Below are 11,918 nucleotides of genomic sequence, written 5' to 3'. Positions count from 1 at the left end.
CACGGCGACGCGCGGCCGGAGCCACGCGTCCGGGGACGGTATGAGGATTCGCTGCGCATCCCGGCGGATGTCGGCCCCCCTCCCTAGGCTGGGTCCATGGCAGACACCCTCCCCTACGGCTCCTGGCCCTCGCCCCTTACTCCCGAGTCGGTGGCGCAGTCCTCCCCGCGTGTCGACGGCGCGCGGCTCGTGGGCGACGAGGTGTGGTGGGGCGAGTCCGTACCGGCAGAAGCCGGTCGGGTCGCCGTGAAACGTCGCCGCGCGGACGGCGGCGTCGAGACCGTCCTGCCGGCTCCGGGAAACGCTCGATCGGCGGTTCATGAGTACGGCGGCGGTGCCTGGACGGCATCCGACGACGGGGAACTGTTCTACGTCGAGAAGACCGACCAGCGCGTCTACGCGCTCCGCCCCGGCGGCACGGCCCGCGCGCTGACCCCTGTCGACGACGCCGTACGCCATGGCGGTCTGCGGTTCGAGCACGGCGTGCTGCTCGCCGTTCGAGAGACGCACGGCGACGAACGCATCCCGACACGCGCCATCGTCCGGATCGGAACCGACGCCGAAGGGGCCGGAGAGATCCTGGCCGCAGGCAGCGACTTCGTCGCCCAGCCCGCGCTCTCCCCCGACGGGCGCCACCTCGCGTGGGTGGCATGGAACCACCCCGACATGCCGTGGGACGCCACGACCATCCGCGTCGCCGATCTCGACTCGAGCGTCGTCCGCGACCTCGCCGGAGGCGACGATCGAGCACCCTTGCAGCCCGTCTGGATGGGCGACGACGAGCTGCTCTACGCCGACGACCCGAGCGGGCGCTGGAACCTCTACCGGCACCCGCTCGACGATGACGCGCAAGCGGTCGCCCCCGCCGACGCCGACACGGGTGGCGGCCTCTGGGTGCTGGGCACCCGTTGGTTCGCCGCGACCGACGACGGCCGCATCGTGGCCGTCCGCACCCACGGCGGCGACGAGGTGGTCGAGATCGCCCCCTCGGGCATCCGCGCGCTCGAGGTTCCCTCCGTCTCCGGCACCGCCGTCGACGATGCGCGCGGCTCGCGCGTTCTCGTCTCCGGCACCGACGGCGGGGGCCGCTCCGGCCTGTGGCTCGTCGACCTGGACTCCGGCGCCGTCGACCTCGTCACCGGTGGAGCCGGCGCGTGGGGAGACGAATGGATGCCGACGGCTCTGACCCTCGAGACCGAAGGTCCGCACGGCCCGGTGCACGCCTTCGCCTACGCACCGACCAATCCCGACGTCGCGGCTCCCACCGACGAACGTCCGCCCTACGTCGTGCTCGTGCACGGCGGCCCCACATCGCAGGTCGGTCCAGCCCCCTCGGCGAAGACCGCGTTCTTCACGAGCCGCGGAATCGGCGTCCTCGACGTCAACTACGGCGGGTCCACCGGCTACGGCCGGGAGTACCGCGAACGCCTGAAGGGGCAGTGGGGCGTGGTCGACGTCGATGACGTCGCCGCTGCGGCATCCGCCCTGGCCGACGCGGGGCTCGCCGACCCCGCGCGCCTGGCGATCGCCGGGGGCTCGGCGGGCGGGTGGACGGTCCTCGCCGCGGTCACCACCACCGAGGTGTTCTCCGCCGGGATCTCGCGATACGGCGTGGGAGACGCGCGTGCCCTGGCCGAAGACACGCACGACTTCGAAGCGCGCTACCTCGACGGGCTCATCGGACCCCTGCCCGAGGCCGAATCGGTGTACGTCGAGCGGTCGCCGCTCAGCCATCCCGAACGGTTCCGCGTTCCGCTCCTGATCCTGCAGGGCACCGAGGATCGCGTCGTCCCCCCGTCACAGGCAGAGGCGATCCGAGACGCCCTGGCAGCGCACGGCGTCCCGCACGCCTACGTGCTCTACGAAGGAGAAGGACACGGCTTCCGCCGCGCGGAGACCGTGATCGACTCCCTCGAACGCGAACTCGGGTTCCTGGGAGCGGTGTTCGGGTTCGAGACACCGGGCGTCACCCCTCTCGAGCTCGACTGAGCCGTCGGGCGCTCCACGGTGACCTGTCGAGCGCCCGACGCCGTTCGTCGGCAGCGGTCAGCCGCGCCGCAACAAGTGCAAGCGACTCGCCATGCGGAACGCGTCCGGTCGCCCGACGGCGCGCTCCAGGAAAACATCGAGGTCGACGGACGCGTGCACGTCGAGGTGCACGTCGGCGTCCGCGAGGACGTCGATGAGGTTCACGAAGCGCTGCCGGGCGGCGGGACCGACCTCGTCCCACGGCGGCACCCCCGTGATCGTCCAGTGCGCGTACGTGTGACTCCAGTGCCGATACTCCACGGCTGCCACGGGCGCATCGCACAGCTGGGCGAACGTCGCGGTCAGTGAAGGGGCGTCGGCGAATGTCACGGGGAACACCCGGTCGCGCACGGACAGCGGTGTCGGCGCGGTCTCGATCCGAGGGGGCTCCGCCGTCGACCACACCCCCGCGCGGAAGCCCGAGCTCCGCACCGATGCGCGCGTGCGATAGTCCACCGCGCCGTCGAGCCGGAGGACGTCGAGATGCGTCTCGATGAGCGCGATGCCCGGAATGAAGAGGTGATGCCAGACGGGGTCGGGCAGCAGTTCCCGAGGCGCGTAGTTCGACGTCGCCACGAGCGTGCACCCGCGCTCCACGAGCCGCTCGATCAGACGCGTCAGCAGGCGCGCGTCACCCGGGTCATGCACGTGCAGCTCGTCGAAGAACACCAACCGGCTTGCGCCGCACACGTCGTCGAGCGCCCGGTTCGTGGCATCCGGCTCCCCGCGGTGCATCTGGATACGGCGGTGGAGATCGTCGAAGAAGCCGTGGAAGTGCACCCGCGTGGCGCCCCCGTCCGCAAGCGCGGCGAAGAGAGCATCGGCGAGCCAGGACTTGCCCCGGCCCGCGGGACCGAAGAGGTACACCCCGCGCGCGGGCCGGCCGGCGAGAGCGTGCGTCGCCGCGCGCGCCAGGTGCTCCAGGACCACCCGCTGTCTCGGGTCGAGCGCGAAGCCCTCCCGCCGGGCGCGGGCCTCCACGGCGGCGAGCAACGGGGCCGGCGATGACACCTACGAAGCGTGGCACGACTCGCGAGGCGCGCTGACCCGTTGCTTCACCGTCGAGACGCCCGCGCACGCGGCGGGCCCTCGCGCCACAGCGCGAGGGCCCCGTTCAGGCGGCGTACGGCTCGAGCTCGGCCGCCAGCCGCGCCCCGACGTGCGCGTGCAGGAACGTCCCCGTCTCGCGGTGCTCCTGGGCCAGGATCAGACCGCTCTCGTGCACGGCCGAGACGAGGTCGCCCCGGTCGTAGGGCACGACGGCTTGCACCTCGACGGCGGGAAGAGGCAACGCCTCCTCGATCGCAGCGCGAAGCTCGTCGATCCCCTCGCCCGTGCGCGACGACACGAAGTGCGCGTGCGGTGCGAGCCCGCGCAGCACCAGTCGATCGTCGTCGCTGACCAGGTCGGCCTTGTTGAACACGACGATCTCGTGGCCGAAGTCGGCCTCGACATCGCCCATCACGTCACGGACCGTCGCCAGCTGAGCGGCGGGATCCGGGTGCGACGCGTCGACGACGTGGAGGATGACGTCGGCGTCGCCGACCTCCTCGAGTGTCGATCGGAAGGCCTCGACGAGCTGGTGCGGGAGGTTGCGCACGAAACCGACCGTGTCGGTCAGCGTGTAGACGCGGCCGTCGGTGGTCTCGGAACGGCGGACGGTGGCATCCAGGGTCGCGAAAAGCGCGTTCTCGACCAGCACCCCCGCGCTGGTCAGACGGTTGAGCAGGCTCGACTTTCCGGCGTTCGTGTACCCGGCGATCGCGACGGAGGGGATCGTGTGACGCTTGCGCTCGGCGCGCTTCGCCGCACGAGCGGGCGCGAAGTCCCGCAGCTGCTTGCGCAGCAGCGCCATCTTGGTGCGGATGCGGCGACGATCGAGTTCGATCTTCGTCTCACCGGGCCCACGCGAACCCATGCCGGCGCCGCCCGCGCCGACCTGTCCACCGGCCTGGCGCGACATCGAATCACCCCAACCGCGCAGACGGGGCAGCAGGTACTCGAGCTGAGCGAGCTCCACCTGCGCCTTGCCCTCGCGACTCTTCGCGTGCTGGCTGAAGATGTCGAGGATGACGGTGGTGCGGTCGATCACCTTGACCTTCACCACGTCTTCCAGCGCACGCCGCTGGCTCGGAGCCAGCTCCGTGTCGGCGATGACGGTGTCGGCACCGACGGCGGCAACGATGTCGCGCAGTTCCTGGGCTTTGCCGCGCCCGACGTACGTCGCCGGGTCGGGATGGGGGCGTCGCTGGAGCACGCCGTCGAGCACGACCGCACCGGCCGTCTCGGCGAGTGCGGCGAGTTCGCGGAGGGAGTTCTCGGCATCCGACTGGTAACCCTGCGGGTGCACGCCGACGAGCACCACGTTCTCGAGCCGCAGCTGGCGGTACTCGACCTCGGTGACGTCTTCGAGCTCGGTCGACAGTCCGGGCACGCGCCGGAGCGCGGCGCGCTCCTCACGGTCCCACTGGTCGCCGTCGGAGCTCCCGCCGTAAGCGGTCGCCGCGTCCTGCAGAGCCTGTGCCGCACCGAAGACCCGGACCCCGCGGTGCGCTTCGGCGCGCGACAGCACGCGGTCCACCGGGTCCACCGGGGCCGCGTCCGTGTTCGGGGGTGTGGTCTGTTCGGTCATGTGTTCCTTTCGCCCGCGGGCTCCCGCGGATCCTGTCTGCTGTTCTCGCACTTTAGCCGCCCCCGGCGTCGGGAGTCCGGGTCCGTTATCCTGTCGGAATGGGCAGCGACCACTACTTCACCGCGTCGCCGTCGAGTCCCGAACAGCTCCGCCGCATCCGCGTGACACTCGCCGGTCGCGACCTCGAGGTCGTCACGGCGGGCGGAGTCTTCAGCCCCGAGCACGTGGATGCCGGAACCTCGGTGCTCCTCGCCAACACGCCGCCCCCGCCCGCCGGTGGGCACTTCCTCGACCTGGGGTGCGGGTGGGGTCCGATCTCGCTGTCGCTGGCGCTCGCGTCACCGCACGCGACCGTGTGGGCGGTCGACGTCAACGAGCGGGCTCTCGATCTCGTGCGGCGCAATGCCGAGTCGCTGGGCCTCACCAACGTCAACGCCGTGCGTCCGGAAGATGTTCCCGACCACGTCTCGTTCCGCACGATCCGCTCGAACCCGCCGATCCGCGTGGGAAAGAGCGAGCTGCACAGCATGCTCGAGCACTGGATCCCCCGTCTGTCCGAACGCTCGGACGGGTGGTTCGTCGTGCAGCGCAATCTCGGCTCCGACTCGCTGCAGCGCTGGCTCGCGGCCTCCTTCACGCCGGGGTACAGCGTCCACCGCGCCGCCACCGGCCGCGGCTTCCGCGTACTGCGCGTGCGGCGGCACGGCTCGCCCCCGAGCGAGCCGATCGACGTCGTCTCCTGATCCGCACGCCCGCCCGCAGGTATGCGCGAGCTCGCGACGGCGCGCCTCGCCCGTGAACACGAGCGACACCGCGCCCCGCCGCCTACGCCAACGTCACCTCGCCCGTGAACACGAGCGAGGCGGGGCCCGAGAGGAACACGTGCCCCTCGGCCACGCGGACTCCGAGCGTGCCGCCCGGGGTGTCGACGGTCCAGACGTCCGGCGCGGCAGAACCGGCCCAGTGGCGCACCGCCAGGGCCGCCGCGGCGACGCCGGTACCGCAGCTGAGCGTCTCCCCCACCCCGCGCTCGAACACACGGAGGCGGATCGCACCGACGCCCTCCTGAACGAGCGGGTCGGCCGGGACCACGAACTCCACATTCGCACCGTGCCGAGGGGCGGGGTCGAGCACGGGTTGGTAGGTCAGATCGAGCGCCTCGAGCTCGGCATCCGACGCCACCGCGACGACCACGTGCGGGTTGCCGACGTCGATGCCGACACCGGGACGAGCGACCGGCAATCCCTTCGCGCGCACGAGCGTGTCGCTCGCCTCGATCGCGAACGCGCCGAGATCGACCTCGTACCCGCGCTCGCTGCGCGTGAGGGTCTTCACGCCCGCGCGGGTGCCGATGCGCAAGCCGCCGTCGAGACTCGCGAGACCCGTGTCGCTGAGATACCGGGCGAACACGCGCGTTCCGTTGCCGCACATCTCGGCTTTGGAACCGTCGGCGTTGCGGTAGTCCATGAACCACTCGGCGCCGGATGCCGCGGCGTCGGCACCCTCGTCGATGGCGGCGGAGCGGACTACGCGCAGCAGGCCGTTCGCCCCGATGCCGAAGTGACGGTCGCAGAGGACGGCGATCTGCGCATCGGAGAGGTCGAGCTCCCCGTCGGGATCGGCCAGCACCACGAAGTCGTTGCCGGTGCCGTGGCCTTTGGTGAACGCGTGAGTCGCCATACGCCCAGTCTAGGGAGGGGCGGCGCGCTCGTCACCGTGTGAGGAGCGGCCCCCACGCCCCGCCCTCGACACGTGTCGGCGGTGGCCAGGTAGGAGAGCCACCCGCGATGCCCGCCGTACCCCGCCATGACGCTGCCCACGACGGCACCCGCCTCGACCGCGACGAGGAAGAGCTCGGGCTGGACGGTGAGGTTGCGGCGGATGTTGCGCGCGGGTCGTTCCACGGCCGCGCGAGACCGGCCTCCTCCCGGAGCGCCACGACGGCGTCCTCGTCTGCGAGGGCGAACGCCCGGATCTCGATCGTCACGGGCGTTCCTCTCCGGCGGATGCCAGGGTCGTGGCATCCGCTGTCCGCGCGTCGACCCACAGCGCCTCTCGATACCGACGGAACCACGACACCTGGCGGCGGGCGTATCGGCGGGTGAGCGCCTGGGTCTCGGCGATGGCTTCGTCGGGGGTGAGATCGCCGCGCAGCTGCGCGAGGGCTTGGGCGTAGCCGATCGCGCGTCCCGCGGTCACTCCCCGTTCGAGCCCCTCCGCGCGCAGCGCGTCGACCTCGTCGACGAGTCCTGTCGCCCACATCTCTTCGACGCGCGCGTCGAGCAGGGGGACGAGGTCCTCCCGATCGATGGCCGTCGCGAGGATACGAGTCTGCGGATGCCAGAACTCCGGCGCCTCGGGGAGCGCTCCCCCGTGCGTCTCGCCGCCCTGCGCCAGGACCTCCAGCGCGCGGACGACGCGGCGGCCATTACGCGGATCGATGCGCGCCGCTGCCGCCGGATCCGCCTCCCGCAGGCGCGCGAAGAGGACACCCGAGCCGAGACGTTCCCTCTCTTCCTCAAGCGCGGCGCGCAGCGCCTCGTCGCGCGGAGGGAAGCGGAAGTCCCACAGCACCCCCGACACGTACAGGCCCGATCCCCCGACGAGGATCGCATCGGCCCCGCGGGCATGGATCTCGCGGATCGCTGCGCGGGCGGCATCCTGGTACCAGGCCACCGCCGCCTCTTCGGTCACCGCGAGGGCGTCGAAGAGGTGATGCGGGATGCCGCGACGCGCAGCGAGGGGCACCTTGGCGGTGCCGATGTCCATCCCGCGGTACAGCTGCATGGCGTCGGCGTTGACGATCTCGGCCGGGCGCCCGCGGCGCTCCAGTGCCTCGGCGAGATCGAGGGAGAGCCCCGTCTTGCCGGTACCCGTGGCACCGACGACGGCCCACAGGGTCGGCGCGGTCACACGCCGACGCGAAGAGTGGGCAGGCCCAGCGACACCGCGCGGGGTGCTCCGGCCTGACCCGCGGGAGCGGGGACGCCGCACGACTCGGCCTGCGAACGATCCCATGCGTCTCCGGCGCGGGTGCGGCGGATGCGCAGCGGCGCACCGTCCGGCGCATCGGCGAGAAGGTGGAAGGGCGCGGCGTGGGTCACCGTGACCGAGACGACATCGCCGGGCCGCGGCACGGGCGAGCCCGCCGGGAGCTCGAAGTGCACCAGGCGGTTGTCCTCGGCGCGACCGGTGAGGCGGTGCGTCTCGGCATCCTTCTTGCCCTCGCCGGTGGAGACGAGCACCTCGAGCGTGCGTCCGAGCTGCTTCCGGTTCTCTTCGGCCGCGATGCGGTCCTGCAGCGCGATGAGGCGCTCGTAGCGTTCCTGCACCACCGCCTTCGGCACCTGATCGGCCATCGTCGCCGCCGGGGTACCCTCGCGGATCGAGTACTGGAAGGTGAAGGCGCTGGAGAAGCGCGCCGCCTCGACGACGCGCAGCGTCTCTTGGAAGTCCTCCTCGGTCTCACCGGGGAAGCCGACGATGATGTCGGTCGTGATCGCGGCGTTCGGGATGCGCTCGCGCACGCGGTCCAGGATGCCGAGGAACTTCTCGCTGCGATACGAGCGGCGCATCGCCTTGAGGATGCGGTCGGAGCCCGACTGCAACGGCATGTGGAGCTGAGGCATGACGGCCGGCGTCTCGGCCATCGCGGCGATGACGTCGTCGGTGAAGGCGGCCGGGTGGGGGCTCGTGAAGCGGATGCGCTCGAGCCCCTCGATCTCGCCCGCGGCGCGCAGGAGCTTGCCGAAGGCCAGTCGGTCGCCGAACTCGACGCCGTAGGAGTTGACGTTCTGGCCGAGGAGGGTGACCTCGATCGCTCCGTCTTCGACGAGCAGGCGGATCTCGTTCAGGATGTCGCCGGGGCGACGGTCCTTCTCTTTGCCACGGAGGCTCGGGACGATGCAGAACGTGCACGTGTTGTTGCAGCCGACCGAGATCGACACCCACCCGCTGTGGACGGAATCGCGCTTCGTGGGGAGGGTGGAGGGGAAGACCTCGAGCGACTCGAGGATCTCGAGCTCCGCTTCGCCGTTGTGCCGCGCGCGCTCGAGCATGCCCGGGAGCGAACCCATGTTGTGCGTTCCGAAGACGACGTCGACCCACGGCGCCTTCTGCTGCACGGCGTCTTTGTCCATCTGCGCGAGGCAGCCGCCGACGGCGATCTGCATCCCCGCGTGCGCGTCCTTGCGCGACTTGAGATGGCCGAGCGTGCCGTAGAGCTTGCCCGCCGCATTGTCGCGCACGGCACAGGTGTTGATGACGACGACATCGGCCTCGGTGCCGACCTCGGCCCGGACGTATCCCGCGCTCTCGAGAGAACCGGAGAGACGCTCCGAGTCGTGGACGTTCATCTGGCAGCCGAAGGTGCGGACCTCGTAGGTGCGCGGTCCCTGGGCGCCCTGCGCGGCGGGGGACGGCGCGATCAGCGTCGGAGTCGAAACGGGGGTGGTCATGATGGGTGCAAGTCTAAGCGCCGGTCGTCTCGGCATCCCCCGTCGAGGGGGTTTCGTCGCCGCGGCGGGCGCCTCGCGAATCGGGCGCAAGTGTGCGTTCGACGGCCGGACATCGCCAGGGGCGCATCGATAGGTTGACAACGACGCGGGGGCCCCTCGCGTTCGTCCGGCGTGCGCGGGCGCACCGCGAAGGAGAGCTCTGTGAGGGAAGGCTCGTCGTGGACATCCTGGTCCGAACCCCTCATCGGGGCGGATCGGGACGCGGCGGCTCTCGCGGACTCCCTCCTCACCGCGACATCGGTGATCGTCGCCGGAACGCGAGGGAGCGGCCGTAGCCACCTCCTCCGCGCCGTCGTTCGAGAGCTCGCCACGCACGGCGTCGCGCCTGTCATCGTGCGCCCGTCCACCGTGCTCTCGGATGTGCCCTTCGGAGCGGTGGACGCCGCGGGCGATCCCCGCATGATCGACCTCCGCCGGGGCCGTGTCCCCGACGAAGGTGTCGTGGTCCTCGTCGACGACGTCCACGCCCTCGACGTCGACTCCGCGCACTTCCTCGCCCGGTGCGTGGCCGATGGCCGCGTCACGCTCCTCGCCACGCTCCGCATTCCGCGCGCCCGGGCTCGCCGCGTCGATGGGGACACGACGGGCGTGGGACAGACGATGCTCAGCCTGTGGCTCGACGGTCTCGCGCGACGCCTGGACCTCTCGGAACTGACTCCCGCGGACAGCGAGAGACTCCTCGCCGTCCTTCCGGGCGCGTCGACCCTGGATGCCACGATCTGCGGCGCGATCCTCTGGCGGGCCGACGGCTCCCGGACACTGCTGCGCGAGCTCGTCGCCGAGGCGGTCGGTGCCGTGGCGGCCGGCCGGGATCCCTTCGCCGCCATCCGCGACACCCCGCCGCACAGTCGGCTGTCCGTGGCCCTCAGGCTGCATACCGGCGATCTCGCCGAAGCGGATCAGGAGTGCCTCGCTTTCCTCGACCGCATTCCCCATATCGAGTTCTCGGTCGCGACGCGATTCGTCTCGCACACGCGCATCGAAGCTCTCATCACCGCGGGACTCGTGCACTCCGACGACAGTCCGGCGCGCCGTCTGACCGCGAACGAGGCGATCGCTCGCGAAGCCGAACGACAGCTCGGCACACGGCGGATAGACGCTCTCGTCGCAGCGGCCGGCGTGCGCATGCTCGAAGCCGACGGCGAGTGGTGGTGCACTCCGCTGGCGGTGTCCATCGCCCAGAGGTGGCATCGCGGCGATGACGAGGCGCCGGACGTGCCCGCATCGCCGGCGCTGCGTTCTCGTGTCGCCCTGGACGCCGCGCGGGAGGCCAACGATCGCGCGGACGCCGCCCACGCCGCTGCCCATGCGGCCCGCGGGCTCCGCTCCGTCGACTCGCCCGAGCTGCGCCTGGAGGCCGCGTTCGCGCTCGCGCAGCTGGGCACCGGGTCGGACACGATGACGATCGACGAGATCGCCCCCCAGGACCTGGACGACGAGGGGCGCGGACGTCTCGCCCGCCTGCGGGCGGTCCTCGCGGATCGAGGGCTGACCGTCCCGCTCTACGCGGCGACGAGGGGCGACCCGGATGCCGAGATCGAACGGCACCTCGACGAATCCGCGCGCACGGGAGCGTCGTTCGCGTGGGCCCGGGCCGTCGAGGCCGCCGAGCGTGCGCTGGCCCTGTCGCCCGAGCGGAATGCGACGCACCTTCGTGCCCGGCTGAGCGCCGGCATGGCTGAGAGCTTCCGCGGTCGGTGGGCACGAGCGCGGACGCACTTCGACGAGGTCGAGCGTCTGCTCGACGCCCGCCAGCGTCCGGTGGACATCGGAGCGACGCAGCGGCTCAGCGCCCTTCTCGTGATGCTTGCGAGCCACCAGGTGGCGGGAGCCGACGGCGGCCCCCTGGCCGCGCGCCTTCCCGGAGAACGCACCACGGCCGCCCGGGAACACGACGCGGTGGCGTTGACGATCGCGGGCGTGACCGCATCCGTCGCCGATACGAATCTGGGAAGGCCTGGCGACGCCCTTCTCGAGTGGGAGGCGGTGCGAGCCAAGACCGCCGGCTGTCTCTCCGGACCCGACGCGGATCTTGTGGAGCTCGGTCTCGCGGAGGCCCTCGCGGCGGGCGGCAGGGCAGCGGACGCCCGGACGCTGCTCTCGCGGATCGAGACGGGTGACGAACTGCACGTGCGCCACGCGCGCACCTCGGTCGAGACCACCGTGCTCATGGCCGAGGGGCGAATCGACGAGGCGCGCGCGACCGCGCAGACCGCGGCGAGGCTGTCGGCCGAACACGAGGTTCCCGCGATCCGGATTCGGGACCTCTTCCGGCTGGTCGTGCTGCGAAGCATCACCGGATGGGAGACCGAGGAGCTTCGCGAACTCCTGCGGACGAGCGATCTGCCCCTGGCCGTCGAGCTTCGTCGTCGGCTCGACGCCTGGGATGCCGGCGATGTCCACGAGGCGGCCGAGGGTCTGCGGCTGCCTCCCCTCTGGTCGGCGGAGGAGGCCATCGACGGCGTGCGGCTGGGGCGGTTGTCGCGATTGCCGTCGCACACGCCGCCTGGGGACCTGCCGGCGCTGAACGAACTCACCCGGCGTGAGAGGGAGATCGCCCTCCTCGTCGAGCAGGGCCACACGAACCGGGAGATCGCGAAGCGGCTCTATCTGTCCGTTCGGACGGTCGAGTCGCACGTCTACCAGGCGCGGGCGAAGATCGGCGGCGCGTCGCGCAGCGAACTCGGGCGGCTGGTCGCGCAGTGGGAGAACCGGCAGTCCCGCGCGTGACCCGGGGTGAC

General features: G+C 71.6%; 8 protein-coding genes and 1 pseudogene. 3 read left to right on the top strand and 6 right to left on the bottom strand.

Translation table 11 applies throughout. The features are described from left to right. The first annotated feature begins 96 nt into the window (after positions 1-96). Positions 97-1,989 carry a S9 family peptidase gene (locus NS220_RS00175; RefSeq protein WP_058622102.1) on the top strand — a complete coding sequence of 631 codons (1,893 nt, stop codon included), beginning with the start codon at positions 97-99 and terminating at the stop codon, positions 1,987-1,989. A 57-nt stretch (positions 1,990-2,046) separates the two neighbouring features. On the opposite strand, the gene zapE is transcribed toward NS220_RS00175, so the two are convergent. Together zapE and hflX are read right to left on the bottom strand one after the other, a co-directional pair. After that, positions 2,047-3,039 (bottom strand): cell division protein ZapE, encoded by a 993-nt coding sequence (zapE, locus tag NS220_RS00170; protein ID WP_058622101.1) that lies wholly within the window; start codon positions 3,037-3,039, stop codon positions 2,047-2,049. A 103-nt stretch (positions 3,040-3,142) separates the two neighbouring features. Beyond that, positions 3,143-4,660 (bottom strand): GTPase HflX, encoded by a 1,518-nt coding sequence (hflX, locus tag NS220_RS00165; RefSeq protein ID WP_058622100.1) that lies wholly within the window; start codon positions 4,658-4,660, stop codon positions 3,143-3,145. A gap of 98 nt (positions 4,661-4,758) precedes the next feature. On the opposite strand from hflX, the gene NS220_RS00160 reads away from it, so the two are divergent. Next, entirely contained in the window at positions 4,759-5,403 is a 645-nt protein-coding gene (locus tag NS220_RS00160; RefSeq protein WP_058622099.1) for a class I SAM-dependent methyltransferase, read from the top strand. Between the two features lie 82 nt (positions 5,404-5,485). Here the strand turns inward: NS220_RS00160 and dapF are convergent, their stop codons facing one another. The 4 genes and pseudogenes from dapF to miaB all read right to left on the bottom strand — a co-directional run bounded on the left by dapF (position 5,486) and on the right by miaB (position 9,117). Continuing rightward, positions 5,486-6,340: a diaminopimelate epimerase gene (dapF, locus tag NS220_RS00155; protein ID WP_058622098.1), complete on the bottom strand. Its 855-nt coding sequence runs from the start codon at positions 6,338-6,340 to the stop codon at positions 5,486-5,488. 107 nt (positions 6,341-6,447) lie between these two features. Continuing rightward, a pseudogene (locus NS220_RS20750) lies at positions 6,448-6,684 on the bottom strand (hypothetical protein); the annotation flags it as partial. Then, on the bottom strand, positions 6,644-7,573 hold the full coding sequence (gene miaA / locus NS220_RS00150) for a tRNA (adenosine(37)-N6)-dimethylallyltransferase MiaA (RefSeq protein ID WP_058622097.1): 930 nt from the start codon (positions 7,571-7,573) through the stop codon (positions 6,644-6,646). The gene miaA and the pseudogene NS220_RS20750, both read right to left, overlap by 41 nt. Next, the gene (gene miaB, locus NS220_RS00145; protein WP_058622096.1) at positions 7,570-9,117 is read right to left on the bottom strand and encodes a tRNA (N6-isopentenyl adenosine(37)-C2)-methylthiotransferase MiaB; all 1,548 of its coding nucleotides are present in this window, start codon (positions 9,115-9,117) and stop codon (positions 7,570-7,572) included. Before miaB ends, miaA begins: the two co-directional genes overlap by 4 nt. A gap of 201 nt (positions 9,118-9,318) precedes the next feature. On the opposite strand from miaB, the gene NS220_RS00140 reads away from it, so the two are divergent. Then, positions 9,319-11,907, top strand: coding sequence for a helix-turn-helix transcriptional regulator (locus NS220_RS00140; RefSeq protein WP_058622095.1), 2,589 nt, complete (start codon positions 9,319-9,321; stop codon positions 11,905-11,907). The last annotated feature ends 11 nt before the right edge of the window (positions 11,908-11,918 follow it).

It is taken from the genome of Microbacterium testaceum, assembly GCF_001476655.1.
GTDB lineage: Bacteria > Actinomycetota > Actinomycetes > Actinomycetales > Microbacteriaceae > Microbacterium > Microbacterium testaceum_C.
Note: the sequence above shows the minus strand (reverse complement) of the source record. Positions and strands in the feature narration are given on the sequence as shown.

Bases quoted from the DNA above. Each gene is read 5' to 3' on its own strand.
- NS220_RS00160 (WP_058622099.1), top strand. From the start codon at position 4,759: ATGGGCAGCGACCACTACTTCACCGCGTCGCCGTCGAGTCCCGAACAG.
- dapF (WP_058622098.1), bottom strand. From the start codon at position 6,340: ATGGCGACTCACGCGTTCACCAAAGGCCACGGCACCGGCAACGACTTC.
- miaB (WP_058622096.1), bottom strand. From the start codon at position 9,117: ATGACCACCCCCGTTTCGACTCCGACGCTGATCGCGCCGTCCCCCGCC.
- NS220_RS00175 (WP_058622102.1), top strand. From the start codon at position 97: ATGGCAGACACCCTCCCCTACGGCTCCTGGCCCTCGCCCCTTACTCCC.
- hflX (WP_058622100.1), bottom strand. From the start codon at position 4,660: ATGACCGAACAGACCACACCCCCGAACACGGACGCGGCCCCGGTGGAC.